This window comes from Pseudomonas retamae (assembly GCF_043496865.1).
Classification (GTDB): Bacteria; Pseudomonadota; Gammaproteobacteria; order Pseudomonadales; family Pseudomonadaceae; genus Aquipseudomonas; species Aquipseudomonas retamae.
Window position 1 is genome coordinate 133,039 of record NZ_JBIEIL010000011.1, and the last position, 26,236, is coordinate 159,274.

24 protein-coding genes and 1 pseudogene are annotated in these 26,236 nt (G+C 59.1%); 6 read left to right on the forward strand and 19 right to left on the reverse strand.

Annotated features, from left to right (window positions below; all coding sequences use genetic code 11):
- The first annotated feature begins 186 nt into the window (after nt 1–186).
- From purM to ACGSLL_RS21245, 3 genes are read left to right on the forward strand one after another with little or no spacing between them, the layout of a single operon-like run.
- Nucleotides 187–1,245, forward strand: a complete 1,059-nt coding sequence (purM, locus tag ACGSLL_RS21235; protein ID WP_394507824.1) for a phosphoribosylformylglycinamidine cyclo-ligase — start codon at nt 187–189, stop codon at nt 1,243–1,245.
- A complete protein-coding gene (purN, locus tag ACGSLL_RS21240) occupies nt 1,245–1,895 on the forward strand; it encodes a phosphoribosylglycinamide formyltransferase (RefSeq protein ID WP_394507825.1) in 651 nt (216 codons plus the stop codon). Before purM ends, purN begins: the two co-directional genes overlap by 1 nt.
- Nucleotides 1,896–1,903: 8 nt before the next feature.
- The gene (locus ACGSLL_RS21245) at nt 1,904–2,617 is read left to right on the forward strand and encodes a DUF3108 domain-containing protein (protein WP_090282429.1); all 714 of its coding nucleotides are present in this window, start codon (nt 1,904–1,906) and stop codon (nt 2,615–2,617) included.
- A gap of 275 nt (nt 2,618–2,892) precedes the next feature.
- Here the strand turns inward: ACGSLL_RS21245 and ACGSLL_RS21250 are convergent, their stop codons facing one another.
- The 3 genes and pseudogenes from ACGSLL_RS21250 to ACGSLL_RS21260 form a co-directional block, all read right to left on the reverse strand.
- Nucleotides 2,893–3,756 carry a methyl-accepting chemotaxis protein gene (locus ACGSLL_RS21250; RefSeq protein ID WP_394507865.1) on the reverse strand — a complete coding sequence of 288 codons (864 nt, stop codon included), beginning with the start codon at nt 3,754–3,756 and terminating at the stop codon, nt 2,893–2,895.
- Nucleotides 3,748–4,749, reverse strand: a pseudogene (locus tag ACGSLL_RS21255) (MCP four helix bundle domain-containing protein); the annotation flags it as partial. The gene ACGSLL_RS21250 and the pseudogene ACGSLL_RS21255, both read right to left, overlap by 9 nt.
- Nucleotides 4,655–5,701 (reverse strand): amidohydrolase family protein, encoded by a 1,047-nt coding sequence (locus ACGSLL_RS21260; RefSeq protein ID WP_394507826.1) that lies wholly within the window; start codon nt 5,699–5,701, stop codon nt 4,655–4,657. The pseudogene ACGSLL_RS21255 and the gene ACGSLL_RS21260, both read right to left, overlap by 95 nt.
- A 129-nt stretch (nt 5,702–5,830) precedes the next feature.
- Here ACGSLL_RS21260 and ACGSLL_RS21265 point away from each other — a divergent pair, with 129 nt between their 5' ends.
- Both ACGSLL_RS21265 and ACGSLL_RS21270 read left to right on the forward strand, forming a co-directional pair.
- A complete protein-coding gene (locus tag ACGSLL_RS21265; protein WP_090282426.1) occupies nt 5,831–6,247 on the forward strand; it encodes an OsmC family protein in 417 nt (138 codons plus the stop codon).
- A gap of 63 nt (nt 6,248–6,310) precedes the next feature.
- Nucleotides 6,311–7,177 (forward strand): pirin family protein, encoded by an 867-nt coding sequence (locus tag ACGSLL_RS21270; RefSeq protein WP_394507827.1) that lies wholly within the window; start codon nt 6,311–6,313, stop codon nt 7,175–7,177.
- A 220-nt stretch (nt 7,178–7,397) separates the two neighbouring features.
- On the opposite strand, the gene ACGSLL_RS21275 is transcribed toward ACGSLL_RS21270, so the two are convergent.
- From ACGSLL_RS21275 to ACGSLL_RS21290, 4 genes are all read right to left on the reverse strand, one after another.
- Nucleotides 7,398–8,126, reverse strand: coding sequence for a dienelactone hydrolase family protein (locus tag ACGSLL_RS21275; protein ID WP_394507828.1), 729 nt, complete (start codon nt 8,124–8,126; stop codon nt 7,398–7,400).
- 69 nt (nt 8,127–8,195) lie between these two features.
- Nucleotides 8,196–10,100 carry a molecular chaperone HtpG gene (htpG, locus tag ACGSLL_RS21280; protein ID WP_394507829.1) on the reverse strand — a complete coding sequence of 635 codons (1,905 nt, stop codon included), beginning with the start codon at nt 10,098–10,100 and terminating at the stop codon, nt 8,196–8,198.
- An 81-nt stretch (nt 10,101–10,181) separates the two neighbouring features.
- Nucleotides 10,182–10,634 carry a PaaI family thioesterase gene (locus ACGSLL_RS21285; RefSeq protein WP_394507830.1) on the reverse strand — a complete coding sequence of 151 codons (453 nt, stop codon included), beginning with the start codon at nt 10,632–10,634 and terminating at the stop codon, nt 10,182–10,184.
- A complete protein-coding gene (locus ACGSLL_RS21290; RefSeq protein WP_394507831.1) occupies nt 10,631–11,107 on the reverse strand; it encodes a PaaI family thioesterase in 477 nt (158 codons plus the stop codon). Before ACGSLL_RS21290 ends, ACGSLL_RS21285 begins: the two co-directional genes overlap by 4 nt.
- Nucleotides 11,108–11,265: 158 nt before the next feature.
- On the opposite strand from ACGSLL_RS21290, the gene ACGSLL_RS21295 reads away from it, so the two are divergent.
- Complete coding sequence (locus ACGSLL_RS21295; protein ID WP_008082962.1) at nt 11,266–11,502, forward strand: hypothetical protein; 237 nt, start codon at nt 11,266–11,268, stop codon at nt 11,500–11,502.
- Nucleotides 11,503–11,578: 76 nt separating this feature from the next.
- Here ACGSLL_RS21295 and ACGSLL_RS21300 read toward each other — a convergent pair whose 3' ends face one another.
- The 12 genes from ACGSLL_RS21300 to sdhC all read right to left on the reverse strand — a co-directional run bounded on the left by ACGSLL_RS21300 (nt 11,579) and on the right by sdhC (nt 25,992).
- Nucleotides 11,579–11,980 carry an MAPEG family protein gene (locus tag ACGSLL_RS21300; RefSeq protein ID WP_394507832.1) on the reverse strand — a complete coding sequence of 134 codons (402 nt, stop codon included), beginning with the start codon at nt 11,978–11,980 and terminating at the stop codon, nt 11,579–11,581.
- Nucleotides 11,980–12,717 (reverse strand): DUF599 domain-containing protein, encoded by a 738-nt coding sequence (locus tag ACGSLL_RS21305; protein WP_090282420.1) that lies wholly within the window; start codon nt 12,715–12,717, stop codon nt 11,980–11,982. Before ACGSLL_RS21305 ends, ACGSLL_RS21300 begins: the two co-directional genes overlap by 1 nt.
- Before the next feature lie 258 nt (nt 12,718–12,975).
- Nucleotides 12,976–14,289 (reverse strand): branched-chain amino acid transport system II carrier protein, encoded by a 1,314-nt coding sequence (gene brnQ, locus ACGSLL_RS21310; RefSeq protein WP_203421260.1) that lies wholly within the window; start codon nt 14,287–14,289, stop codon nt 12,976–12,978.
- A 341-nt stretch (nt 14,290–14,630) separates the two neighbouring features.
- Nucleotides 14,631–15,515 carry a succinate--CoA ligase subunit alpha gene (gene sucD, locus ACGSLL_RS21315; RefSeq protein ID WP_090282418.1) on the reverse strand — a complete coding sequence of 295 codons (885 nt, stop codon included), beginning with the start codon at nt 15,513–15,515 and terminating at the stop codon, nt 14,631–14,633.
- Nucleotides 15,515–16,681: an ADP-forming succinate--CoA ligase subunit beta gene (gene sucC, locus ACGSLL_RS21320; protein WP_090282417.1), complete on the reverse strand. Its 1,167-nt coding sequence runs from the start codon at nt 16,679–16,681 to the stop codon at nt 15,515–15,517. The genes sucD and sucC overlap by 1 nt, the downstream gene beginning before the upstream one ends.
- Before the next feature lie 183 nt (nt 16,682–16,864).
- The gene (lpdA, locus tag ACGSLL_RS21325) at nt 16,865–18,301 is read right to left on the reverse strand and encodes a dihydrolipoyl dehydrogenase (protein WP_394507833.1); all 1,437 of its coding nucleotides are present in this window, start codon (nt 18,299–18,301) and stop codon (nt 16,865–16,867) included.
- Nucleotides 18,302–18,409: 108 nt separating this feature from the next.
- Nucleotides 18,410–19,636 (reverse strand): 2-oxoglutarate dehydrogenase complex dihydrolipoyllysine-residue succinyltransferase, encoded by a 1,227-nt coding sequence (gene odhB / locus ACGSLL_RS21330; RefSeq protein ID WP_090282415.1) that lies wholly within the window; start codon nt 19,634–19,636, stop codon nt 18,410–18,412.
- Nucleotides 19,637–19,680: 44 nt separating this feature from the next.
- Nucleotides 19,681–22,512, reverse strand: a complete 2,832-nt coding sequence (locus tag ACGSLL_RS21335) for a 2-oxoglutarate dehydrogenase E1 component (protein ID WP_208938191.1) — start codon at nt 22,510–22,512, stop codon at nt 19,681–19,683.
- A 250-nt stretch (nt 22,513–22,762) separates the two neighbouring features.
- Nucleotides 22,763–23,467, reverse strand: a complete 705-nt coding sequence (locus ACGSLL_RS21340) for a succinate dehydrogenase iron-sulfur subunit (protein WP_016773675.1) — start codon at nt 23,465–23,467, stop codon at nt 22,763–22,765.
- Between the two features lie 12 nt (nt 23,468–23,479).
- Nucleotides 23,480–25,252 (reverse strand): succinate dehydrogenase flavoprotein subunit, encoded by a 1,773-nt coding sequence (sdhA, locus tag ACGSLL_RS21345; protein WP_042607585.1) that lies wholly within the window; start codon nt 25,250–25,252, stop codon nt 23,480–23,482.
- A 3-nt stretch (nt 25,253–25,255) separates the two neighbouring features.
- Nucleotides 25,256–25,624 carry a succinate dehydrogenase, hydrophobic membrane anchor protein gene (sdhD, locus tag ACGSLL_RS21350; RefSeq protein ID WP_008049683.1) on the reverse strand — a complete coding sequence of 123 codons (369 nt, stop codon included), beginning with the start codon at nt 25,622–25,624 and terminating at the stop codon, nt 25,256–25,258.
- Nucleotides 25,618–25,992, reverse strand: coding sequence for a succinate dehydrogenase, cytochrome b556 subunit (gene sdhC / locus ACGSLL_RS21355; RefSeq protein ID WP_016773673.1), 375 nt, complete (start codon nt 25,990–25,992; stop codon nt 25,618–25,620). Before sdhC ends, sdhD begins: the two co-directional genes overlap by 7 nt.
- Nucleotides 25,993–26,236 lie beyond the last annotated feature (244 nt).

Consider the following 26,236-nt stretch of genomic DNA (forward strand, 5'->3'; position numbering starts at 1 on the left):
ATATGGCCCTGCCCGTCGGTGCGAGGATGGCCGCTGCCCCTCAAGCCTGATAAAATCGCGCGCCTTCGCAGACCGGCAACAGCCGGGCACCCCGAAACTCGCGTGAGGCCACCGCCACCCCGATTTCGATGTTCCCGCTGAACTCGGTCGTTACCCCCTGAATCCCCTCCCCTAAAGGCCTGGATCATGAGCAAGCAACCCTCCCTGAGCTACAAGGACGCCGGTGTAGACATCGACGCCGGTGAAGCATTGGTCGAACGCATCAAGAGCGTCGCCAAGCGCACTGCGCGCCCGGAAGTCATGGGCGGCCTGGGCGGTTTCGGCGCCCTCTGCGAAATCCCGGCCGGCTACAAGCAGCCCGTGCTGGTGTCCGGCACCGACGGCGTCGGCACCAAGCTGCGTCTGGCGCTGAACCTGAACAAGCACGACAGCATCGGCATCGACCTGGTCGCCATGTGCGTCAACGATCTGGTGGTGTGCGGCGCCGAGCCGCTGTTCTTCCTCGACTACTACGCCACCGGCAAACTCAACGTCGACACTGCTGCCCAGGTGGTGACCGGCATCGGCGCCGGCTGTGAACTGTCCGGTTGCTCGCTGGTGGGCGGCGAAACCGCTGAAATGCCGGGCATGTACGAAGGCGAAGACTACGACCTGGCCGGCTTCTGCGTCGGCGTCGTGGAAAAAGCCGAAATCATCGATGGCTCGAAAGTCGCCACCGGTGACGCGCTGATCGCCCTGCCATCGTCCGGCCCGCACTCCAACGGCTACTCGCTGATCCGCAAGATCATCGAAGTCTCCGGTGCCGACATCGAAAACATCCAGCTCGACGGCAAACCGCTGACCGACCTGCTGATGGCCCCGACCCGCATCTACGTCAAGCCGCTGCTCAAGCTGATCAAGGAAACCGGCGCCGTCAAGGCCATGGCCCATATCACCGGTGGCGGCCTGCTCGACAACATCCCGCGCGTGCTGCCAAAAGGCGCTCAAGCGGTGGTTGATGTCGCTAGCTGGACCCGCCCTGCGGTGTTCGACTGGTTGCAAGAAAAAGGCAACGTTGACGAGACCGAGATGCACCGCGTCCTGAACTGCGGCGTCGGCATGGTCATCTGCGTGGCTCAGGAGCACGTTGAAGTGGCCCTGAACACCCTGCGTGACGCCGGCGAGCAGCCTTGGGTCATCGGTCAGATCGCCGCGGCTGCCGAAGGCGCTGCCCAGGTCGATCTGCAGAACCTTAAGGCTCATTGATGTCCGCACCCTGTGATGTCGTGGTGCTGTTGTCCGGCACCGGCAGTAACTTGCAGGCCCTGATCGACAGCACGCGGACCGGCGACAGCCCGGTCCGCATCGCTGCAGTGATTTCCAATCGCGCCGACGCCTACGGCCTGCAGCGCGCCAGTGATGCGGGTATCGCCTCCCGCTCGCTGGATCACAAGGCATTCGAGGGCCGTGAGGCCTTCGATGCTGCACTGATCGAACTGATCGACGAATTCCAACCGAAACTCGTGGTATTGGCCGGCTTCATGCGCATTCTCAGCGCTGATTTCGTCCGGCATTACCAGGGTCGCCTGCTCAATATCCATCCGTCGTTGCTGCCCAAATACAAAGGGTTACACACTCATCAGCGCGCGCTGGAGTCCGGCGACACGGAACACGGCTGCTCGGTGCACTTTGTCACTGAGGAACTCGATGGCGGACCACTGGTCGTACAGGCAGTATTACCGGTAGAGTTGCACGACACGCCGCAGAGTCTGGCGCAGCGCGTTCACGTTCAGGAACACCGGATTTACCCGATGGCCGTACGCTGGTTTGCCGAAGGCAGGCTGGCACTCGGGGAACACGGTGCTGTGCTGGACGGCCAGATACTCGCCGCCAGCGGCCACTTGATTCGAATCTAGGAGATATTATGCGTCGCGCCCTGCTCTTCGCTTGCGCTCTGCTCGCCCTGCCCTTCGCGCAGGCAGCGGACCTTCAACCGTTCTCCGCCAGCTACACCGCCGACTGGAAGCAACTGCCCATGAGCGGCACCGCCGAGCGCAGCCTGGCCAAGGAAGCCAACGGCGTGTGGAAACTCAGCTTCAAGGCGTCGATGATGATCGCCAGCCTGACTGAAGAAAGCACCCTGACGCTGGACAAGGACACCTTGCTGCCACAGTCCTACCACTTCGAACGCGGTGGTCTGGGCAAAGCCAAGAAGGCTGATCTGGATTTCGACTGGAACAACAAACTGGTCACCGGCACCGACCGTGGCGACGCGGTGAAGATCCCGCTGAACCGTGGCATGGTCGACAAGTCCACCTATCAACTGGCGCTGCAGCATGACGTCGCCGCCGGCAAGAAGACCATGAGCTATCAAGTGGTCGATGACGGCGAAGTCGATACCTATGACTTCCGCGTACTGGGCTCGGAAAAAGTCGAGACCAAGGCCGGCAAGATCGACGCGATCAAAGTCGAACGCGTGCGCGACCCGACACAAAGCAAGCGCATCACCGTGCTGTGGTTCGCCAAGGACTGGGATTACCTGCTGGTGCGTCTGCAGCAGGTCGAGACCGACGGCAAGGAGTACAACATCATGCTCCAGGACGGTACGGTCAACGGCAAGGCTGTCAAAGGCAGCTGATTCGTTGCAGGAATCAAGAGCCCCGCGAAATGCGGGGCTTTTTATTGGCTGCTGGATTGAAGATTTGTGCCTGGCTCGGCCCTCACCCCAGCCCTCTCCCCCAGGAGAGGGAGCCTACCGAGGTGTCTTTTGCTGTACGTCGACCTGAATCACTGAGTCGATTATGCATTCTCTAATGCACTATCAGGCCGTCGCAGCTCTCCAATCTCACGCCGTCAGTCCCCTCTCCCCCCCCGGGGAGAGGGCTAGGGTGAGGGGCTTTTCGAGATAAACTCTCAAACCGAAAATTTAGCCACCATCCCGTTCAAATCCACCGCCAACCGCGACAACTCCTGACTCGCCGCACTGGTCTGATTGGCCCCGGCCGAAGTCTGCATCGCCAGATCGCGAATGTTCATCAGGTTACGGTCCACCTCCCGCGCCACCGCTGCCTGCTCTTCTGAGGCACTGGCGATCACCAGATTACGTTCGTTGATCAAGGTGAACGCCGAAGCAATCTCCTCCAGCGCCAAGCCGGCAGACTTGGCCAGTTCCAGCGTCGAACGGGCGCGCGTATTGCTCTGCTGCATCGAACTGACCGCCGAATCGGTGCCCTGCTGAATCCCGCCGATCATCTGTTCGATCTCCTGCGTCGACTGTTGGGTGCGATGGGCCAAGGCCCGCACTTCATCGGCGACTACAGCAAAGCCGCGTCCGGCGTCACCAGCGCGCGCTGCTTCGATCGCGGCATTCAAGGCCAGTAGATTGGTCTGCTCGGCGATCGAACGAATCACATCGAGCACTTTGCTGATGCCATGAATCTTCTGCGCGAGGTCTTCGACCTTGGCCGCGTTCTGGGTCACGTCGCCGGCGAGAAATTCGATGGAGGTCACCGTTTGTTGTACTTGCTCGCGACCCTGGCGGGCGATGCGGTCGGATTCACGCGACGCTTCGGACGTAGCCACGGCGTTGTTCGCCACCTCCTCCACCGCCGCGGTCATCTGGTTGACCGCGGTGGCGGCCTGCTCGATTTCCTGGCTTTGCTGGTGCAAACCACGGGTGGCGTCCTCGGTGACGCTGCTCAGTTCTTCGGAAGCCGAGGCCAGTTGCGTGGACGATTCGGAGATCCGCCGGATCGTCTCGCGCAGGTTGAGCTGCATGCTCTTGAGTGCATGCAACAGCCGCGCCGGTTCGTCTTTGCCAGCGATGTGAATATCGCCGGTCAAATCACCGCCGGCGACGACTTCGGCCACGCTGAGCGACTGAGTCAGTGGCACGACGATGCTGCGGGTCAACAGCCACGCCAGGCCAATGGTGATCAGCGCCGTTAACGCAATCATCGCGGCAACCCAGACCCGCGAATGGTTGAACACCCGACGCGCCGCCTCAGTGGCCAGATTGGCATTGTGCTTGTTCAGATCGACCAGTTCGCGCAGGGTGACGGCGATCTCGTCGGCCAGCGAGCTCATCTGCTCGTTGAGAATTGTTGAAGCTTCGGCTACCCGATTCTGCCCCGACAGCTGCACAACCTGTGCCTGGAGCTCAAGGTATTTGTGTTCAGCGACCTTGAAGCGATCGAACAGCGCCCGCTCTTCAGGCAAGGCGAGAAGCCCCTCATAGCGTCGCTGCGTGTCGGTCAGGCCATTGCGCAGCTCGTTGAGCTTGGCGACGTTCTGCTCAAGCGCCTTGGGGTCTCGATTGAGCAGCAGGCGCATGGTCAAGGCGCGCAGACGCAGCATGTCCTGGCTCATGTCGCCGACCGCCATCACGCTCGGCAGCCAGTTATTGTCGACCTCATCGGACTGCGCGCGCATGTTCGACATTTGCAGCAGGGCGAATGCGCCGAGAGCAAAGACCATCAACGCCAACAGGCCAAACCCGACGCCGGCGCGCGGGGCGATATTGAAATTACGAATGTTCATGACTGGCTCCTTCCAAAAGCGCTGCATCAGCCTGCAGCGGGTTGCTTTAGAAGGTATCGGCATTGCACTGAAATTGCGTAAGACGAAAAGGCGATAGGCAGACGAGCGGCTAGTTCGAAGCGCTGAGCTTATCGTCTCAGCGCTGACCAGCGTCTTTGACCGTACCGCGTGGCAGTATCGCCAGGAAGTTATCCCGGGCGACTTTACGTGCCACCGCCTCCGGCAGCGCATCCAGAAACGGTCGATAGCTGTGCATTTCTTGACCGAGTTTGTTGAACCGTCCTACCACATCAGAACCCAGCATGAAGCGATCAGGGTACTTTTCCACCAGCGCCAGCCACTCAGGCCTAGGTTTGCCCTGCTCGTCCAACAGGTACGGCGTGAGCATGCTCCACGACAGATCGATATACAGATTCGGATAAGCCTCGAGCATGCGTGTCAGGGTCGGCAACAGAAACGGCAGCTGCTTTTGATGCCGATGGATTTCCGCACTGGTGCCCGCATGCGCCCAAATGAAGCGGGTGTGCGGATGATTACGCAGCGGCTCCTCGACTTCCTGCAAATACAGCGGATTTTTCTCACGCTTGGAGGTGATGTTGGAATGCAGCATTACCGGCAGATCATTCTCCGCGGCAAGGTGATAGATCTTGGTCATCGCTTCGTTGTTGGCTCGCGGGGTGTCGCCGGCGGTGAGCGCGGTCAGATCATCGTGGCGGGTAAACACCTCGCCAATGCCCTGCCACAGCCCCGGATACAGATCGAGCATGCGCTGGATGTGCGCGGCGGAGTTTTTGTCGTTGGGGTTGAAACCCGACAAGAACGGATGAAAGAACGGGCGTTGTTCCGGAGACAGCTTTTGCACTGCCTCGGCGATGATCACGTCGGTGGCGCTGTACCAGTAGGCGTCGGCGTCATCACCGGCGTAATAGCGCGGGCGCTTGGGTTCGTCCTCGTGCCATTTCTTCGCCACGGGGATGCCGGAAATCATCACATGCTCGATGGAGTTTTCCTTCATGGCCGTCAGCAGTTTCGCCATGCCGGCGCTTTCCTGGAAAAAATCCACGTAATGCAGGTGCGCATCGCTGTAGGTGTAATCGCGGGCATGGGCAGTCCCGGCGAGAGCCAGAAGGCAGGCGACAATCAGACGAGACAAAAACACAAGTAATCTCCGGCAGGTGGGCATAGCCTAGACCCCGCCCGAAGGACAAGGGTTCAGCCCTCACGGAAAGCGGAACGCGTACCGGTGGGAATGTTCTATAACTGCAGGGTCTTGCCTGACCCAACGATTTTTCCTGCTGCCTGTGAGGTCCTCATGACTGTTACCGTCAATACCGTCTCCGCTGAAGGCTATCGTCACACCGTACAAATCGATGACCACGAACTGTTTGCCGACGTGCCGAAAACGGCCGGCGGCGAAGGTTCTGCGCCAGAGCCGCACGACTATTTCGATGCCGCACTCGGCGCCTGCAAAGCGCTGACCTTGAAGATGTACGCGAAGAAGAAGGACATTCCGCTGACCGGCGTAGGCGTCGACGTCAAACGCGACAACAGCGAAGAGCAAAAAGGCAAATACGTCCTGCACGTCACCCTGACCCTCAAAGGCGTACTCACCGACGCGCAACGCGACGAACTGCTGCGGGTCGCCGACCGTTGCCCGATTCACAAACTGATGACCACCAGTGACGTGACAATCGAAACCCACACCCCGCAAGGCTTCGACAGCCAATAAACCTCCCAATGCCAGCGGCGGGTTATGCTTCTGGCATCGCCCGCTCAGCCTGGAATGTCCCCCATGGATACGCAACCCCTGATCATCCGCCCGCGCGCCGAAGACGTCGAAGGCCAGCCGATCCTACGCCCGCTGCCGTCAGCCAAATGCCGCAGCGTCGGGCCTTTCGTGTTTTTCGACCACATGCTCCAGACGGTTTATCCGACCGGTAAAGGCATGGACATCCGACAGCACCCGCACATCGGTCTGTCGACCCTCACCTATCTGTTCGAAGGCCAACTGCAACACAAGGACAGCCTGGGTTCGGATCAGGTAGTCAGCGCCGGCGATGTCAGCTGGATGACCGCTGGCAGCGCGATCGCCCATGTCGAGCGCACTCCTGCACCGTTGCTCGCCGAGACTTTTACTCTGCACGGCCTGCAAGTCTGGCTGGCCTCGCCCAGGGAACATGAGCAGGGCCCAGGGCATTACAGCCATCACCCGGCGGCGACCTTGCCGGTCAGCGATAACCTCGGCGTGCAGATCCGCATGATTGCCGGGTCAGGCTTTTGCCTCGAATCACCGGTACCGGTGCTTTCTCCGACGCTGTATGCCGAAGTGCGGATGCAGAGCGCAACCACGCTGCTGATTCCGACCGAGCATGCAGAACGTGCGGTGTATGTATTGAGCGGCGATGCGCAGCTGAACGGCGAAGCCATTGAGCCTCACGCATTGGTGGTGCTGCCGGCCGGGGAAGAGATGAGTCTGTTTGCCGAAAGTGATGTTCACGCGGTGGTATTCGGCGGCGCTGCGCTGGACGGGCCGCGGCGGATCAACTGGAATTTCGTTGCCAGTGATCCGGCGGTGATCGACGAAGCGCGGCGCAAATGGGCGGCCGGGGATTGGCCGACGGTGCCCGGGGAAGTGGAGCGGATTGAGCTACCGCGTTGAACCCTTTGCCCTCACCCCAGCCCTCTCCCGGAGGGAGAGGGAGCCGACCGAGGTGTCTTGCTCCTTACATCGACCTGAATGATCGAATCGATTATGGATTCAGCAGAAGGCGCTCGGTTCGGCGTAACTCCCGAGCATCCCGCATTCAGTCCCCTCTCCCTTTGGGAGAGGGCTAGGGTGAGGGGCCTTTGCTTTTAAGGTTTCAGCTTCAGCTTCAGGTTCAGCCCTTGAACACTTCATCCAGCAAATCATGCATCGACTTGAACGCGCGCTTCGCGGTCTTCTCGTCGTACATCATCTTGCCCGGCACGTTCGCATGCGGGTCGGTAAACGAGTGCACCGCACCGCCATAGCTGAGCAACTGCCAATCCACGCCAGCGGCATTCATCTCGTCTTCAAATGCCGGCAATTGCTCTTTCGGCACCAGTGGATCGGACGCGCCGTGCAGCACCAGCACCGAGCCCTGGATGTTCTGCGCATCCGCTGGGTTCGGCGAGTCCAGCGTGCCGTGAAACGACACCGCCGCTTTCACTGGCGCGCCGGTGCGGGCCAGGTCCAGCGCGCAGCAGCCGCCGAAGCAGAAACCGAACACCGCCAGTTTCGCGGTATCCACCGCCGCTTCACCCTGGCTTTGCAACTGCTCGAAAGCCACTTGCAGGCGTTTGCGCAGCAAGGCGCGGTCGTCCTTGAGCGGCATCATCGCAGCGAGCGCTTCATCGGCGTTCTGCGGACGTACGGCCTGGCCGTAGACGTCAGCGATCAACACCACGTAACCGTTGGCCGCCACCGCTTTGGCGATGTCTTCGGCACCGGCGCTGACGCCCATCCAGTTCGGCGCCATCAACAAACCCGGCAGCGCACCTTTGTGCTCGGCATCGAAGGCCAAACGCCCTTCGTAAGGCTGGCCGTCAATCTGGTAGACCACGGAACGTACAGTGACTTGGCTCATTTCTGACTCCTGATTCGTTAAACACCAGAATGAAAAAACCCGCCGAAGCGGGTTTTTCCTACAACGTGATCAAACCGACAGTTCAACCAGCAGCTTGTTCAGACGGCGCACATAAGCGGCCGGATCTTTCAAGCTGTCGCCGGCAGCCAGCGCGGCCTGATCGAAGAGGATGTGCGACAGGTCGCCGAAACGCTCGTCGTTCTGCTCGCCATCGAGTTTCTCGATCAGCGGGTGGTTCGGGTTGAATTCGAAGATCGGCTTCGAATCCGGCACCTTCTGCCCGCTCGCTTCGAGGATCTGGCGCATTTGCAGACCCAGATCCTGCTCGCCGATGGCCAGAATGGCCGGCGAATCGGTCAGACGATGAGACACGCGAACTTCAGCAACGGAATCGCCCAGGGCGGTTTTCAGGCGCTCAACCAGACCTTCTTTGGACTTGGCGACTTCTTCTGCAGCCTTCTTGTCCTCTTCCGAGTCCAGGTTGCCCAGATCGAGGTCACCGCGCGCCACGTCGACAAAGGTCTTGCCGTCGAACTCGCTCAGGTAGCTCATCAGCCACTCGTCGATGCGATCGGTCAGCAGCAGCACTTCGATGCCTTTCTTGCGGAAAACTTCCAGATGCGGGCTGTTCTTGACCTGCGCGTAGGTCTCGCCGGTGAGGTAGTAGATCTTGTCCTGACCTTCCTTGGCGCGGGCCAGATAGTCGGCCAGACCGACGATCTGCTCGCCGTCGTCACCTTGAGTCGATGCAAAACGCAACAGACCGGCGATTTTCTCTTTGTTGGCGAAATCTTCTGCCGGGCCTTCTTTCATGACCTGACCGAAGTTTTTCCAGAAGCCCTTGTATTGCTCAGGCTCGTTCTTCGCCAGTTTTTCCAGCATGTCGAGCACGCGCTTGGTCAGCGCGGTCTTCATCGAATCGATGATCGGGTCTTTCTGCAGGATTTCACGCGACACGTTCAGCGACAGGTCGTTGGAATCGACCACACCTTTGATGAAACGCAGGTACAACGGCAGGAACGACTCGGCCTGATCCATGACAAACACACGCTGCACGTACAGCTTCAGGCCTTTCGGCGCTTCACGCTGGTACAGGTCGAACGGGGCGCGGGCCGGGACGTACAGCAGCGAGCTGTACTCGAGCTTGCCTTCGACCTTGTTGTGACTCCACGACAGTGGATTCTCGAAGTCATGCGCGATGTGCTTGTAGAACTCCTGGTATTCCTCGTCCTTCACTTCAGTGCGCGGACGGGTCCACAGGGCACTGGCGCGGTTGACCGTTTCCCACTCGACGGCCGGTGCCTCTTCGCCTTCAGCCGCGGTGACTTCTTTCGGCAGCTCGATCGGCAGCGCGATGTGGTCGGAATACTTTTTGATGATGTTGCGCAGACGCCAGCCATCGGCGAACTCGTCTTCACCGGACTTCAGGTGCAGGACGATGCGAGTACCGCGCTCTGGCTTGTCAATGTTGGCAACTTCGAACTCACCCTCGCCTTTCGACGACCAGTGCACGCCTTCGCTGGCAGCAGTGCCGGCGCGACGGCTGTAGACATCCACCTTGTCGGCAACGATGAACGCGGAGTAGAAGCCCACGCCAAACTGGCCGATCAGGTGCGAATCCTTCTTCTGATCGCCGGACAGGTTTTTCATGAAATCGGCAGTGCCGGACTTGGCGATGGTCCCCAGGTGGGTGATCACATCGTCACGGTTCATGCCGATACCGTTGTCTTCGAGGGTGACGGTCTTGGCGTCCTTGTCGAAGCTCACACGGATTTTCAGATCAGCGCCGCCCTCGAGCAACTCTGGCTTGGCCAGCGCTTCGAAGCGCAGCTTGTCGACAGCGTCAGAGGCGTTCGAGATCAATTCGCGCAGGAAAATTTCCTTGTTCGAATACAGCGAATGGATCATGAGGTGCAGCAGCTGCTTTACCTCGGTCTGGAAGCCCAGGGTTTCCTTTTGAGTTTCCACACTCATGGTCATCAAACTCCAATCAGATGGCAGTGGCCGCGACCCGAATGGTCGGCGGCGGGTTGTCATCTGAGTTTGGGGCGCTGTTCAGGATTTCAAGGGTTCATCGATTTTGAAGTGCGCACGAGCGGTGGCAATCGGTTCGGCCTCGGTGGTTTGCCAGGCGGTGATCGCCACATTGGCGACCCGACGCCCCTGACGGCAGACCTGACACTTGGCCCAAGTGTCGCGAAACTGCCCCGCGCGCAGGTAATCGAGGGAAAAGTCGATGATCTTCGGCACGCCCGGGGCGCCGGTGAAAATCAGCAGATGCAGGGCGGCCGCCAGCTCCATGAACCCGGCGATCACCCCGCCATGGATCGCCGGCAATAAAGGGTTACCAATGTTGTCCTTGTTCGCCGGCAGCTTGAACAGCAGCTCATCGCCGACGCGTGAACACTCGATGCCAATCAGGCCGGCGTAGGGGATCAGCTTCAGCAACGGCGCATAGTCGCCTTGTGCGTGGGCGTGCTGCAATTGCTGCTTGAGATCATCGCTCACGGTTTGACTCCCTTGATTGCGCCGCCAAAACCCTGAGTGCCTTTGAGCGCCTTGCCCATCCGCATGAACGTGCCGACAACGTGGGCAATGGGTTGCTCGGGATCGTCCTGGTAAGCGAATCCGCGAGCGAAGATCACATCGGTGGTGACTCGATAGCACTGGGCAAAGCCATAGACATCTTTATGCGGCTCGGCGGCGTGCATGTAATCGATGCGCAGATCGAGAGTCGGGCAGACTTCGAATTCCGGCAGCACGCACAAGGTCGACATGCCGCAGGCCGTGTCCATCAGCGAGGTGATCGCGCCGCCATGGATCACCCCGGTTTGCGGGTTACCGACGATTTGCGGACTGTAAGGCAAGATCACCGTCAGGCCTCCGCTGGAGGCACTCTGCACTTTCAACCCCAGCACCTGACAGTGGCGCAACGCCGAGAGAAACCGCGTCGCGCGCTCAAAAACGCTGTTTTCAGCCATTTGATAATTACTCGCGTTAGAGCCTTTTGCCAGTAGTGAGAGAAACGGCAAAAGTTCCGTGATAAAACAAAGTTATATATCTGAAAGAAATGAGGAACTTAACCCGTAGCGCCGAGTTCTTAAGGCCAGTAGTTATTTTCCATAAGGAGAAACACCCCATGCGTAAGACTTTAGCTATTGCCTTGATGTTGACCGCTTCCCTCGGTCTCGCTGCCTGCGATAAAAAATCCGAGGACAAAGCTCAAGATGCCAACCAGCACGCTGAGCAAGCTCAGCAGGACATGAACAAAGCTCAGGATAAAGTGAACGACGCTGCGAAAGAAAACGCCGAAGCTGCCAAAGCTCAGGCTGAATCGAACGCTGCCGCACAAGACGAAGCTGCCAAGAAGCAATAAACCGCCTCTAGCCGCCGAAAAAGAAAACCCGCCAAGTGCGGGTTTTCTTTTGTCCGGGATTTGCTGCAATGGCCGCTTACAACAGAACCGTTCTAAAAGTCGGACTAATCATCAGCAACAACGTAGCCACTAAGCCGACTAGCCAGACCAGACTGCGCAACTTCGGCAGATCCGCCAGATACAACCACAAGTACAGAACCCGCGCGATCACGAAGATGATCGCCAACGCGTCGATCAGCCATCCCGCCGTTTGCGTGGTGTGCGCCATCAGTACACCAACCGCGAACAAAATGAACGCTTCGATACTGTTCTGATGCGCCGCCAGGGCTCGGGCGCCGTAACCGGTCAATTGCGCCTGTTGCTGGCGCGGCAGGTGGTTGTCATACCCGCCCTGCTCTTTCATCGCCTTGCCCACGGGCAAACGCGCGATATAAATCAGTAACGCGCTGATAAACACACACCAGAACGGAATACTCATCAAGCGGCCTCTTTATTGGTTTCGGGCACAGGTGCCTCGGTAGGGGTATAGACCATGACGTCGAGCACGTCGGAATGAAATTCGCGGCGATACAAGACCACCACCACTCCCGCGCTCATCAGCATGAACAGCCATGGGCTGACGAACCAGGCCAGCATGCTCATGCCGAAGTAATAAGAGCGCAAACCGAAGTTGAACTGGTTGGCCGCCATTGAAATCACCCGTGCTGCACGCGAGGCAAAAGCTTTGCGCTCCTGCTCGGAAACATGCCGCTCGCCAACCATCGGTGCCGACCCGACCAGAATCGCCGCAAAGTTGTACTGGCGCATGCACCAGCTAAAGGTGAAGAAGGCATAGACGAACACCAGCGCCAGACACAGCAACTTGATCTCCGACATGCCCTGCGACGCCTGCTGGACCATGGGAATGTCCGCCAACAGCGAAACGGCCCGGTCAGACGCACCGAGTACGGTGAGAATGCCAGCGAGAATAATCAACGTGCTGGAGGCGAAGAACGAGGCGTTGCGTTCCAGGTTGCCGATCACGCTGGCATCGGCGATGCGATTGTCACGCAGCAGCATGCGGCGCATCCAGTCCTCGCGATACAGATGCAGCACACTGGCCAGACATGCGGTGTCGCGGGCCTTCCAGGTGGCGTACCGGGTGTAACCGCCCCAGCAGATGACAAACCAGAGCGCGGCGAGCAGGTGGATCAGATTGGCTTGGATGAACGACATGCAAATCCTTGTGATGTATGAATGCTGTACCTGTGGGAGCGAGCCTGCTCGCGATAGCGGTGTGTCAGGCAACTTCAATGGTGACTGACACACCGCTATCGCGAGCAGGCTCACTCCTACATGAAAGCGACGCAACCCTTCGACGTTAGCTCAGCCAAAAAGACACTGCCTCACGAGCATAAAAAATGCCCCGTATCGATTGATACGGGGCATTTCTGTTTAATCATGCAAGACCCGCTTATGGCGGGTCAAAACACGTCAGGCAACCGCTTCGCTACGCTTGCCCAGCAGGCGATCGCACACTACCGCAACCACCAGCGTCATCACGCACGGCACCAGCCAGGCCAGGCCCTGCTCGCTCAGTGGCAGGTGTGACAGCTGAGTCGGCATCCAGTCGGCCAGGCCGGCGCCTTTCAGCGCGTCGATGCTGCCGAAGATGAACGACACCAGCATCACCGGGCCAAGGATGCGGCCATGTTCATGCCAGAAGTCTTTGCAGAAGCTCAGTGCCACCAGCACGATGCACGGCGGGTAGATCGCGGTCAGCACCGGGATCGAGAAGGCGATCAGCTTGGTCAGGCCCAGGTTGGACACCAGCAGCGAGAACGCTGCGAGGATGATCACCAGGGTCTTGTACGACAGCGGCAGCACGCGGCTGAAGTACTCGGCACAGGCGCAGGTCAGGCCGACTGCAGTCACCAGGCACGCCAACGAAATCAGCACGGCGAGGAAACCGCTGCCCAGCGAGCCAAAGGTGTGTTGCACATAAGCGTGCAAGACCGCCGCGCCGTTGGTCGCACCGACGGCTACTTCATGGCTGCCGGAACCAAGACGGAACAGGCTGACATACACCAGCGCCAGACCGACACCGGCAATCAGCCCGGCGATGATCGCGTAACGGGTGATCAGCTTGGGCGACTCGACACCACGGGAGCGGATCGCGTTGACGATGACGATGCCGAACACCAGAGCGCCGAGGGTATCCATGGTCAGGTAACCATTGATGAAACCCTGGGAGAACGGCGCGGCAACATATTCCGGCGTGCCGTGGCCGATGTCACCGGCCGGCAAGGCGAACGCGGCGATACCGAGTACCGCGAGCGCGATGATCTTCAGCGGCGCGAGGAAACGGCCAACGGTGTCCAGCAAACGCCCCGGGTACAGGGAAATGAAGAACACCAGCAGGAAGTACACCGAACTGTAGAGGAACAGCGCCAACGGGCTTTCGCCGGTCAGCGGTGCCAGACCTACTTCGAACGACACCGTCGCGGTACGCGGCGTGGCGAACAACGGGCCGACCGCCAGATAGCAGGCCGCCGCGAGGATGCCGCCAGCGATCTTGCCGATCGGGCTGCTCAACGCATCCATCGCGCCACCGACCTTGGCCAGCGCAACAACGGTGATCACCGGCAGACCGACTGCGGTGATCAGAAAACCCAGTGCAGCCATCCAGACGTGAGGTCCGGCCTGCAAGCCGACGATCGGCGGAAAAATGATGTTACCGGCCCCGACGAACAGGGCAAACGTCATAAAACCAAGTGCCAGGATGTCCTGACCTTTCAAAACTTTCATTAAGGAAATACCACACTACTGAAATCGGAATTTAGAGGGGGATTGCCCTGTGGGATTAGGGAAATGCTGTCGATCCGTATGGGACTGACCTGTGAAGCTGCGTGGCTGCCTTGTGGGCGACGCACTGCAAAATGGCCGCCAGCCTAACGAATCCGGCAGGAAAACGCACTATTAGAGGGCGAACTATCCGATACACGACGTTTCCGTGTCGCGTTTACATAAGAAAAGCAGCCGCAAGCTGCAAGTTTCGAGCTTGTAGCTTGCAGCTTGCAGCTGCTCTTGAACGACAAAGGCCACCCGAAGGTGGCCTTTGTTGCTGGAGCTGAAAAGTCAGCCGAAGCTTACTTCTTCACTTCCCAGCCAGTCAGCTCGGCCAGGGCCTTGCCGATGTCTGCCAGCGAACGCACGGTTTTCACGCCTGCGTCTTGCAGAGCAGCGAATTTCTCGTCTGCAGTGCCTTTGCCGCCAGAGATGATTGCGCCAGCATGGCCCATGCGCTTGCCCGGAGGAGCAGTCACACCAGCGATGTAGGAAACAACCGGCTTGGTCACGTTAGCCTTGATGTAGGCCGCCGCTTCTTCTTCAGCCGAACCGCCGATTTCGCCGATCATCACGATCGCTTCGGTCTGCGGGTCTTCCTGGAACAGCTTCAGGATGTCGATGAAGTTCGAACCCGGGATCGGGTCACCACCGATGCCGACGCAAGTCGACTGACCGAAACCGGCGTCAGTGGTCTGCTTCACAGCTTCGTAGGTCAGGGTGCCGGAACGCGAAACGATACCGACCTTGCCTGGCAAGTGAATGTGACCTGGCATGATGCCGATCTTGCATTCGCCTGGGGTGATCACGCCTGGGCAGTTAGGGCCGATCAGGACTACGCCCAGCTCGTCGCACTTGACCTTGGCGTCCAGCATGTCCAGGGTAGGAATGCCTTCGGTGATGCATACGATCAGCTTGATGCCGCCGAACGCCGCTTCCAGGATCGAGTCCTTGCAGAAAGGAGCCGGTACGTAGATCACGCTGGCGGTGGCGCCAGTGGCTTCTACGGCTTCTTTCACGGTGTTGAACACTGGCAGGTTCAGGTGAGTGGTACCACCCTTGCCCGGAGTCACGCCGCCAACCATTTTGGTGCCGTAGGCAATGGCTTGTTCGGAGTGGAAAGTACCCTGCGCGCCGGTGAAACCCTGGCAGATGACTTTGGTGTCTTTATTGATCAGGACGCTCATTACTTGCCCTCCGCAGCTTTAACGACTTGTTGAGCAGCGTCGGTCAGGCTGGTAGCAGCGATGATGTTCAAACCGCTTTCTGCCAGTACTTTAGCGCCCAGTTCAGCGTTGTTGCCTTCAAGACGAACAACAACCGGGATTTTCACGCCGACTTCTTTCACAGCGCCGATGATGCCTTCGGCAATCATGTCGCAGCGAACGATGCCGCCGAAGATGTTGACCAGTACTGCGGCGACATTGCTGTCGGACAGGATGATCTTGAATGCTTCGGTCACGCGCTCTTTGGTAGCACCACCACCTACGTCGAGGAAGTTGGCTGGCTTGCCGCCGTGCAGGTTGACGATGTCCATGGTACCCATGGCCAGACCGGCACCGTTGACCATGCAGCCGATGTTGCCTTCCAGTGCTACGTAGTTCAGTTCGAACTTGGCAGCGTGCGCTTCGCGCGGATCGTCCTGCGACGGATCGTGGAATGCCTTCAGCTTAGGCTGACGGTACATGGCGTTGGCGTCGATGTTGATCTTCGCGTCCAGGCAGTGCAGATCGCCGTCAGCCTTGATCACCAGCGGGTTCACTTCCAGCAGAGCCAGGTCGTGGTCTTTGAACAGCTTGGCCAGACCAACGAAGATCTTGGCAAACTGAGTGACCTGCTTGCCTTCCAGACCCAGCTGGAATGCCAGCTCGCGACCCTGGGATGGCTGAGCGCCAACCAGTGGATCGATAGTGGCCTTGAGAATTTTTTCTGGCGTGTCGTGAGCGATTTTCTCGATGTCCACGCCACCTTCGGTGGAAGCCATGAACACGATGCGACGGCTCGAACGGTCAACGACAGCGCCCAGGTACAGCTCTTTAGCGATATCAGTGCACGATTCAACCAGGATCTTGGTGACTGGCTGGCCGTTGGCATCAGTCTGGTAAGTCACCAGACGCTTGCCCAGCCACTGCTGTGCGAAGGCTTTGGCGTCTTCTTTGCTGCGAACCAGCTTTACGCCGCCCGCTTTACCGCGACCACCGGCGTGGACCTGAGCTTTGACAACCCACTCGCTGCCGCCGATTTTGTCGCAAGCTTCTGCTGCTGCTTCCGGGGTGTCTACTGCGTAACCAGTGGAAACTGGCAGGCCGTATTCAGCGAACAGCTGCTTACCCTGATACTCGTGAAGATTCATGCTTTTTACCGTCTTCGTTAGGTACTGCGCATTCGGCGCTGCGCTCGTTTGAGTGCCGCGCCACCTGTGACTGCTGCTTGCGTAGCTGAGCTACGCAAGACTGCGTCCGGCGGACATTCCGCGGTGAGACTTGCTCGCAAGGCTCGCGACGGGCCGTTACCGCCGTGGTTTCTTATTATTCAGTTAACGCTTCTTGCGGTTGGCGACGTGGATGGCACCGCCATTCACTGCCAGAGCAGCTTCGTGCAAGGCTTCAGACAGGGTCGGATGGGAGAAAACCATCATGCCCAGGTCTTCAGCGCTGGTGCCGAATTCCATACCGATCGCGCCCTGCTGAACCAGTTCTGCAGCGCTCGGGCCAATCACGTGCACGCCCAATACGCGGTCGGTCTTGGCATCGGCGATGACCTTGACGAAACCACCGGTATCGTTGGCAGCCATGGCACGGCCGGAAGCGGCGAACGGGAAGGTGCCGACGTTGACTTCAACGCCTTCGGCCTTCAGCGCCTGCTCGGTTTTGCCAACCCACGCGATTTCCGGGTGAGTATAAATAACCGAAGGGATCAAATCATAGTTCATCTGAGCCTTGTGGCCCTTGATGCGCTCGACGACCATGATGCCTTCTTCGGACGCCTTGTGCGCCAGCATCATGCCGCGAACTACGTCACCAATGGCGAAAACGCCCGGTACAGCTGTGACGCAATGGTCGTCGACGGCGATGAAACCGCGCTCGTCGATTTCCACGCCGCAGTCGGCTGCGAGCAGATCAGTGGTCACCGGACGGCGACCAACGGCTACGATCAGCTTGTCGAAAGTGATGGTCTGTTCGCCGTTGGCGTCGGTGTAGTTCACCACGACTTCTTCGCCGTTGACTTTCGAACCGGTCACGCGAGCGCCCAGTTTGATGTCCAGACCCTGTTTGGTCAGGGTTTTCAGCGCTTCCTTGGAAACAGCGGTGTCCGCTGCCATCAGGAAGGTGTCCAGCGCTTCGAGCACAGTCACTTCTGCACCCAGACGCGACCATACCGAACCCAGTTCCAGGCCGATCACGCCAGCGCCAATCACGCCCAGACGCTTAGGCACGGACTGGAATTCCAGCGCGCCGGTCGAATCAACGATGACGTTCTGGTCAACCGGAGCCGGTGGAATGTCGATCGGACGCGAACCTGGCGCGAGGATGACGTTTTCCGCTTCGATGACTTCAACCGAGCCGTCCGGCTTGGTGACTTCGACTTTCTTGCCAGCCAGCAGTTTGCCGTGGCCCTGGATCGAAGTAACGCCGTTGGCCTTGAACAGGGTGGCAACGCCGCCGGTCAGGTTCTTGACGATGCCAGCCTTGCGGCCAACCATCGCAGCGACGTCCATTTTGACTTCGCCAGTCGAGATACCGTGAACGTTGAAGCTTTCTTTCGCTTCCTTGTACTTCCAGGAGCTGTCGAGCAGTGCCTTGGACGGAATGCAACCCACGTTCAGGCAGGTGCCGCCCAGGGCTTGCTTGCCTTCAGCGTCGGTGTACTTCTCGATGCAGGCAGTGCTCAGGCCCAGTTGCGCGGCCTTGATGGCAGCTACGTAGCCACCAGGACCCGCACCGATCACTACTACGTCAAATTTCTGCGACATTCAAAAAATCCTCTTTAGCAATAAAGCTACAAGCCGCAAGCTTCAAGCTGCAAGCCCACAGGCTCGTCTTGAGCTTGAGGCTTGTAGCTGAAAGCTTGCAGCTGTTTCTTAGATATCCAGCAACAGACGAGCCGGATCTTCCAGCAGGTTCTTGATGGTCACCAGGAAGGTCACAGCTTCTTTGCCATCGATCAGACGGTGATCGTAAGACAGTGCCAGGTACATCATCGGACGGATCACGACCTGACCGTTGATGGCCATAGGACGCTGGATGATGTTGTGCATGCCCAGAATCGCTGCCTGCGGCGGGTTGACGATCGGCGTCGACATCATCGAACCGAAGGTACCACCGTTGGTGATGGTGAAGGTACCACCGGTCATCTCGTCCATCGACAGTTTGCCGTCACGGGCTTTCTTGCCGAACGTGGCGATGCCGCCTTCGATTTCCGCCAGGCTCATCAGCTCGGCGTTACGCAGAACCGGAACAACCAGGCCACGGTCGCTGGAAACGGCAACGCCGATGTCCGCGTAGCCGTGGTAAACGATGTCGCCGCCGTCGATCGACGCGTTGACAGCCGGGAAGCGCTTCAGCGCCTCGGTAGCAGCTTTCACGAAGAACGACATGAAGCCCAGGCGCACGCCGTTGTGGGACTTCTCGAACAGATCCTTGTACTTCGAACGCAGGGCCATGACTTCGGTCATGTCGACTTCGTTGAAGGTGGTCAGCATGGCCATGTTCGACTGTGCTTCAACCAGACGCTTGGCCACGGTGGCACGTACGCGGGTCATCGGTACACGCTTCTCGACGCGGTCGCCAGCGGCGAACACTGGAGCAGCGGCCGAAGGAGCAGCAGCCTTGGCAGGCGCGGCAGCCGGAGCGGCTTTCTTCGCAGCAACAGCCGCAACCACGTCTTCCTTGGTCACACGACCGCCCTTGCCGGTGCCGGCAACGGAAGCGATGTTGATGCCGTTCTCTTCAGCCAGCTTGCGTGCAGCGGGAGCCGCGATCGGGTCGTCTTCGCCATCGGCAGCAGCCGGTGCGGCAGCGGCAGTAGCGGCCGGAGCAGCGGCAGCGGCTGGAGCAGCGGCAGCAGCGCTGCCCTCTTCGATCGAGCCCAGAACCTGGTTCGACAGAACGGTAGCGCCTTCTTCAGCAACGATTGCGCCCAGTACGCCGTCAGCTTCGGCCAACACTTCCAGCACGACCTTGTCGGTCTCGATGTCGACGATCAGGTCGTCACGCTTGACGGCCTCGCCTGGTTTCTTGTGCCAGGTGGCAACGGTGCCATCGGCAACCGATTCCGGGAATGACGGGGCTTTGATTTCGATAGCCATTATCTGTGGGTCCTTAAAATTCGGTTTCAGTCAGCGCGAAGGCGTTAAACGGTAAACGCGTCTTGCAGCAGTTTTTCCTGCTGCTCGGCGTGCATCGATGCGTAACCACAAGCAGGTGCAGCCGAAGCCTCACGGCCCGCGTACTCAAGTACGAGAGTCTTGTCGAGGTTTGCGATGCTGCGACGCAAGTGATGCTGGCTGCAGTACCAGGCACCCTGGTTCATCGGCTCTTCCTGACACCACACGGCATGCTTGACGTTGGTGTACGGAGCCAGGACTTCCTTCAAGTCGTCCTCAGGGAACGGATACAGCTGCTCGATACGCACGATGGCGATATCTTCGCGGCCTTCGGCACGGCGTTTTTCCAGCAGGTCGTAGTAGACCTTGCCGCTGCACAGAACCACGCGCTCGACCTTTTTCGGGTCCAGTGCGTCGATTTCCGGGATCACGGTCTGGAACGAGCCTTCGGCCAGATCTTCCAGCGTCGAGATGGCCAGCTTGTGGCGCAGCAGCGACTTCGGCGTCAGCACGACCAGCGGCTTGCGCAGCGGGCGAATCACCTGACGGCGCAGCAAGTGGTAGATCTGTGCCGGCGTGGTCGGCATGCACACCTGGATGTTGTGCTCGGCGCACAGCTGCAGGTAACGCTCAAGACGTGCCGAGCTGTGCTCAGGGCCCTGACCTTCATAACCGTGTGGCAGCAGCATGGTCAGACCGCAGAGACGGCCCCACTTGTGCTCACCGCTGGTGATGAACTGGTCGATCACGACCTGCGCACCGTTGGCGAAGTCGCCGAACTGGGCTTCCCAGATCACCAGCGCGTTTGGCGTGGTGGTCGAGTAGCCGTATTCGAAAGCCAGTACCGCTTCTTCCGAGAGGAACGAGTCGTACAGGTCGAAGCGTGGCTGACCGTCGTACAGGTTCTGCAGCGGAATGTAGGTGCCCGCGTCTTTCTGGTTGTGCAGCACAGCGTGACGGTGCGAGAACGTACCGCGGCCGATGTCCTGACCGGTCATGCGAATCGGGTGACCTTCGAACGCCAGGGTCGCGTACGCCATGGTTTCGGCGTAACCCCAGTTGATCGGCAGGCCGCCGGCTTGCATCTTCTGACGGTCTTCGTAGATCTTTGCGACCTGACGCTGAACCACGAAGCCTTCCGGGATTTCCAGCAGCTTGGCGGACAGCTCTTGCAGGGTTTTCAGATCGAAACGCGTGTCGTGACGCGCGGTCCAGGCGTGGCCCAGATACGGGCGCCAGTCGACGAACAGCTCTTTGTTCGGCTCTTTGACCAGCGATTTCACCACGTGCAGACCGTTGTCCAGCGCGTTGCGGTACTCGTCGACTTTGGCCTGAACACGTTCAGCGTCAAGGACACCGGCCTGGGTCAGACGATCAGCGTACAGCTCACGGGTGGTGCGCTGCTTGGTGATCTGCTGATACATCAGTGGCTGGGTGCCGCTTGGCTCGTCAGCCTCGTTGTGGCCGCGACGACGGTAGCAGACCAGGTCGATCACCACGTCACGCTTGAACTGCATGCGGTAGTCGATGGCCAACTGGGTCACGAACAGCACGGCTTCCGGATCATCGCCATTCACATGGAGGATCGGCGCCTGGATCATCTTGGCAACGTCGGTGGCGTACTCGGTGGAACGCGAGTCCAGCGGGTTGCTGATGGTGAAGCCGACCTGGTTGTTGATCACGATGTGCACGGTACCGCCGGTCTTGAAACCGCGGGTCTGCGACATCTGGAAGGTTTCCATGACCACGCCCTGACCGGCGAATGCCGCGTCACCGTGGATGGAGATCGGCAGCACTTTCTCGCCAGTGGCGTCGTTACGACGGTCCTGACGGGCACGCACCGAACCTTCGACCACCGGGGAAACGATTTCCAGGTGGGACGGGTTGAACGCCATGGCCAGGTGAACTTCACCGCCGGCGGTCATCACGTTGGACGAGAAGCCCTGGTGATATTTCACGTCACCGGAACCCAGCTCGACCTTCTTCTTGCCTTCGAACTCGTCGAACAGCTCGCGCGGGTTCTTGCCGAAGGTGTTGACCAGCACGTTCAGACGGCCACGGTGGGCCATGCCGATGACGACTTCCTTGGTGCCGTACGAGCCGGAACGCTGGATCAGTTCGTCGAGCATCGGAATCAGGCTTTCGCCGCCTTCCAGACCGAAACGCTTGGTGCCCGGGTATTTGGTACCGAGGTATTTTTCCAGGCCTTCACCGGCAGTCACGCGCTCAAGCAGGTGGCTCTTGATGTCGGCGGAGTACGTCGGACGACCACGCACGCTTTCCAGACGCTGCTGGAACCACTGGCGCTGCTCGGAATCGGTGATGTGCGTAAATTCAGCGCCGATGGTGCGGCAATATGTCTGCTGCAACGCTTCGTGAATTTCGCGTAGGCTCGCTTCCTCTTTGCCGATGAACAGGTCGCCGGCACGGAAGGTCGTATCAAGATCGGCATTGGTCAAGCCGTAATGATTGATCGACAGGTCTGCAGGTGCAGGACGCTGCCACAGCCCCAGCGGGTCAAGCTGGGCTGCCTGGTGGCCACGCATACGGTAGGCCTGGATCAATCGCAACACTTCAACTTGCTTCTTCTCGTGCTCACTGCTCACGCTGCCGGCGGAAACCGGTTGGGCGCGGCGCTGGTTCTTTGCCAGCAGCACGAAATGATCGCGAATCGTGGAGTGCGAAACATCAGTGGCAGAGTTGCCGTCGGCTGGCAACTTCTGAAAGTAGGTGCGCCACTCTTCTGGCACAGCGTTAGGGTCGTGCAGGTAGAGCTCATAAAGCTCTTCCACATAGGCAGCGTTTCCACCTGAAAGGTAGGCGCTGTTCCACATGCGCTGCATCACGCTTTCTTGCATGCTTGGTCACCCTCGGTTAGGGGAACACCATCGGCGTCGACACCGAGCAAACTTGCAGAAGTCCGAATGCAGCGACTAAAACAAGCCACTTAGGATCACACTGATAGTCCGGGTACCAGCCCGGATGCCCCTGCTTGTCTCATTTCTTCAAAATAAGAGCGGCAGCTTGTGGCTACTGCTCTGGTTATAGCCATGACGCGGGTTGAAGCCCGCGCCACAGCCTCTACGGTGCAACGTTACAGCAGCTGAATCACACGCCGCTCGAGAGCAGCATGTTACGGATGTGACCGATGGCCTTAGTCGGGTTCAGGCCTTTCGGACATACGTTGACGCAGTTCATGATGCCCCGGCAGCGGAAAACACTGAACGGGTCATCGAGCGAAGCCAGACGCTCGCTGGTCTTGGTGTCACGGCTGTCAGCCAGGAAGCGGTAGGCTTGCAGCAATGCAGCAGGACCGAGGAACTTGTCAGGGTTCCACCAGAACGATGGGCACGAAGTCGAGCAGCAGGCGCACAGGATGCACTCGTACAGACCGTCGAGCTTTTCACGTTCTTCCGGCGACTGCAGACGCTCGATGGCCGGAGCCGGCGTGTCGTTCTGCAGGTAAGGCTTCACCTTCTCGTATTGCTTGTAGAAGATGCTCATATCGACGACCAGGTCACGGATAACCGGCAGACCTGGCAGCGGACGAACGATCAGCTTGTTACCTTTTACAACGGCGGACAGCGGCGTGATGCACGCCAGGCCGTTCTTGCCGTTGATGTTCATGCCGTCGGAACCGCAAACGCCTTCACGGCAAGAGCGACGATAGGAGAAACCCTCGTCCTGCTCTTTGATCAGGGCCAGCACGTCGAGCACCATCAGGTCTTTACCACCGGTATCGACCTGGAAATCCTGCATGAACGGCGCAGCGTCCTGATCAGGGTTGTAGCGATAAACACTGACTTGCAACATGGCGGTCACCCCTTAATAAGTCCGGACTTTAGGTTCGAAAGTCGGAACAGTCTTCGGCGAGAAGTTGACGGCACGCTTGGTGACGCGCTTGTCACCCGGGAAGTACAGGGTGTGGCACAGCCAGTTTTCGTCGTCACGGTCTTCGAAGTCTTCACGGGCGTGCGCGCCGCGGGACTCTTTACGTACTTCGGCCGCGATGGCGGTAGCTTCAGCCACTTCCAGCAGGTTTTGCAGCTCCAGCGCTTCGATTCGTGCAGTGTTGAACGCCTGCGACTTGTCGTTGATCTTCACGTTGGCGATGCGGGCACGCAGGTCAGCAAGCTGAGCGATGCCTTTCTGCATGTATTCACCGGTACGGAATACGCCGAAGTAGTTCTGCATGCAGCTTTGCAGCTCGCGACGCAGGGTTGCCACGTCTTCACCGTCGGTACGGTTGTTCAGTGCGTTCAGGCGCGACAGGGCAGCTTCGATGTCAGACTCGGTAGCGTCGTCGTATTCGATGCCATCGGTCAGAGCCTTTTCCAGGTGCAGGCCGGCAGCGCGACCGAAGACCACCAGGTCGAGCAGCGAGTTGCCGCCCAGACGGTTGGCACCGTGAACCGATACGCAAGCCACTTCACCGACCGCGAACAGGCCAGGAATGATCTGGTCCTGACCTTCGGCGTTCTGGGTGATCGCCTGGCCATGAATGTTGGTGGCAACGCCGCCCATCATGTAGTGGCAGGTTGGAACAACCGGAACCGGCGCAACCACCGGGTCAACGTGTGCAAATGTCTTCGACAGTTCGCAGATGCCTGGCAGACGGCTGTGCAGCACTTCCTCGCCCAGGTGGTCGAGTTTGAGCATTACGTGGTCGCCGTTCGGACCGCAACCGTTGCCGGCGATGATTTCTTTAACCATCGAACGGGCAACCACGTCACGACCGGCAAGGTCCTTGGCGTTCGGAGCATAACGCTCCATGAAACGCTCGCCGTGCTTGTTGATCAGGTATCCACCTTCACCACGGCAACCTTCGGTCACCAGTACACCGGCGCCGGCGATGCCGGTCGGGTGGAACTGCCACATTTCGATGTCTTGCACCGGCACGCCGGCACGCAGGGCCATGCCAACGCCGTCGCCGGTGTTGATCAGGGCGTTGGTGGTGGAGGCGTAGATACGGCCTGCACCGCCAGTGGCCAGAACGGTGGCCTTGGCGCGGATGTACGAAGTTTCACCGGTTTCGATGCAGATCGCGATCACACCAACGAATTCGCCTTCCTGGTTTTTCACCAGATCGACAGCGTAGTACTCGTTGAGGAACGTGGTGCCGGCTTTCAGGTTGCCCTGATAAAGGGTGTGCAGCAGCGCGTGACCGGTACGGTCGGAAGCGGCGCAAGTACGTGCAGCCTGACCGCCCTTGCCGTAGTCCTTGGACTGACCGCCGAACGGACGCTGGTAGATACGGCCTTGCTCGGTACGCGAGAACGGCAGACCCATGTGGTCCAGCTCGAACACCGCAGCCGGGCCTTCCTGACACATGTATTCGATCGCGTCCTGGTCACCGATGTAGTCGGAACCCTTGACGGTATCGTACATGTGCCAGCGCCAGTCATCGTTCGGATCAGCGGACGCGATGGCGCAAGTGATGCCGCCTTGGGCGGAAACAGTGTGCGAACGGGTCGGGAACACCTTGGTGATTACCGCAGTCTTGTGCCCGCCCTGCGCCAGCTGCAGCGCAGCGCGCATGCCGGCACCGCCACCACCAATAATGATGGCGTCGAAAGAAATCGTTGGAATGTTAGCCATGACTCAGATACCCCAGAGAATCTGCACACCCCAGACGAAGTAAGCGAACATCGCAACGCCGCAAACTGCCTGGAAAAGGAAACGTATTGCCGTTGCGGACTTGCCGAACGCCATCGGCGTCAGGTAGTCGGTCGCGATGGTCCACATGCCGACCCAGGCGTGAGCGCCCAGAGCAACAAGGGCCAGCAGGCTGAAAATACGCATTCCATTGTGGGCGAACAGTTCATGCCACTGGGCATACTCGAGGCCAGGGTTGGCGACGATGTATCCGATCAGAAAGATGAAGTAAGCCGCGAGAACGACCGCAGACACACGTTGCGCCATCCAGTCATAGAGGCCCGAACGCGACAGGTTAGTGACGTTAGTTACCATATCCAGACTCCTGCCAGAACGATTACCACCACGGAAACGGCGATAACGATTTTCGAGCCCAGTTTGCCGCCTTCCAGCGTCTCACCGATGCCCATGTCCATGATCAAGTGGCGCACACCGGCTACCAGGTGATACAGCAGAGCGGACAGGATGCCCCAAATCACTAGCTTGGCTAGCGGACTGGTCAGACACGCTTTCACCTGACCGAAGCCTTCCTCGGAGCTCAGCGACTTGTCCAATGCATAAAGCATGATGGCAAGGCACACGAAGAGGATGACACCGGAGATACGGTGAAGAATGGACGTGTAAGCAGTGACTGGGAGTTTGATGGTCCTTAGGTCTAGGTTTACAGGTCGTTGGCTTTTCACGGCTTTTTTTTCACACTGAAGAGCCCCTAACAATCAGGGCAAAGTTGTTGGGGAGTGCACTGGTCAGGTAACCACCACCCAGGGATGCGACCCCCAATGAAAGCAAGCCCAAAAGCCCTTGGCGGTCGGTGGCCGAGTATAGACAGTTAGGCTACTAATGACAACGCGTTCACCTACCCCCAATAGCGGATTGCACAAGTCGCATAAAAGGCGTAAATGGCAGTCAATTTCGAGGAAAAAGTGC

What these genes read in the sequence shown, in the direction of transcription:
- purM (WP_394507824.1), top strand. Translation starts at nt 187, where the DNA reads ATGAGCAAGCAACCCTCCCTGAGCTACAAGGACGCCGGTGTAGACATC.
- purN (WP_394507825.1), top strand. Translation starts at nt 1,245, where the DNA reads ATGTCCGCACCCTGTGATGTCGTGGTGCTGTTGTCCGGCACCGGCAGT.
- ACGSLL_RS21245 (WP_090282429.1), top strand. Translation starts at nt 1,904, where the DNA reads ATGCGTCGCGCCCTGCTCTTCGCTTGCGCTCTGCTCGCCCTGCCCTTC.
- ACGSLL_RS21250 (WP_394507865.1), bottom strand. Translation starts at nt 3,756, where the DNA reads ATGCAGCTCAACCTGCGCGAGACGATCCGGCGGATCTCCGAATCGTCC.
- ACGSLL_RS21260 (WP_394507826.1), bottom strand. Translation starts at nt 5,701, where the DNA reads ATGCCCACCTGCCGGAGATTACTTGTGTTTTTGTCTCGTCTGATTGTC.
- ACGSLL_RS21265 (WP_090282426.1), top strand. Translation starts at nt 5,831, where the DNA reads ATGACTGTTACCGTCAATACCGTCTCCGCTGAAGGCTATCGTCACACC.
- ACGSLL_RS21270 (WP_394507827.1), top strand. Translation starts at nt 6,311, where the DNA reads ATGGATACGCAACCCCTGATCATCCGCCCGCGCGCCGAAGACGTCGAA.
- ACGSLL_RS21275 (WP_394507828.1), bottom strand. Translation starts at nt 8,126, where the DNA reads ATGAGCCAAGTCACTGTACGTTCCGTGGTCTACCAGATTGACGGCCAG.
- htpG (WP_394507829.1), bottom strand. Translation starts at nt 10,100, where the DNA reads ATGAGTGTGGAAACTCAAAAGGAAACCCTGGGCTTCCAGACCGAGGTA.
- ACGSLL_RS21290 (WP_394507831.1), bottom strand. Translation starts at nt 11,107, where the DNA reads ATGGCTGAAAACAGCGTTTTTGAGCGCGCGACGCGGTTTCTCTCGGCG.
- ACGSLL_RS21295 (WP_008082962.1), top strand. Translation starts at nt 11,266, where the DNA reads ATGCGTAAGACTTTAGCTATTGCCTTGATGTTGACCGCTTCCCTCGGT.
- ACGSLL_RS21300 (WP_394507832.1), bottom strand. Translation starts at nt 11,980, where the DNA reads ATGAGTATTCCGTTCTGGTGTGTGTTTATCAGCGCGTTACTGATTTAT.
- ACGSLL_RS21305 (WP_090282420.1), bottom strand. Translation starts at nt 12,717, where the DNA reads ATGTCGTTCATCCAAGCCAATCTGATCCACCTGCTCGCCGCGCTCTGG.
- brnQ (WP_203421260.1), bottom strand. Translation starts at nt 14,289, where the DNA reads ATGAAAGTTTTGAAAGGTCAGGACATCCTGGCACTTGGTTTTATGACG.
- sucD (WP_090282418.1), bottom strand. Translation starts at nt 15,515, where the DNA reads ATGAGCGTCCTGATCAATAAAGACACCAAAGTCATCTGCCAGGGTTTC.
- sucC (WP_090282417.1), bottom strand. Translation starts at nt 16,681, where the DNA reads ATGAATCTTCACGAGTATCAGGGTAAGCAGCTGTTCGCTGAATACGGC.
- lpdA (WP_394507833.1), bottom strand. Translation starts at nt 18,301, where the DNA reads ATGTCGCAGAAATTTGACGTAGTAGTGATCGGTGCGGGTCCTGGTGGC.
- odhB (WP_090282415.1), bottom strand. Translation starts at nt 19,636, where the DNA reads ATGGCTATCGAAATCAAAGCCCCGTCATTCCCGGAATCGGTTGCCGAT.
- ACGSLL_RS21335 (WP_208938191.1), bottom strand. Translation starts at nt 22,512, where the DNA reads ATGCAAGAAAGCGTGATGCAGCGCATGTGGAACAGCGCCTACCTTTCA.
- ACGSLL_RS21340 (WP_016773675.1), bottom strand. Translation starts at nt 23,467, where the DNA reads ATGTTGCAAGTCAGTGTTTATCGCTACAACCCTGATCAGGACGCTGCG.
- sdhA (WP_042607585.1), bottom strand. Translation starts at nt 25,252, where the DNA reads ATGGCTAACATTCCAACGATTTCTTTCGACGCCATCATTATTGGTGGT.
- sdhD (WP_008049683.1), bottom strand. Translation starts at nt 25,624, where the DNA reads ATGGTAACTAACGTCACTAACCTGTCGCGTTCGGGCCTCTATGACTGG.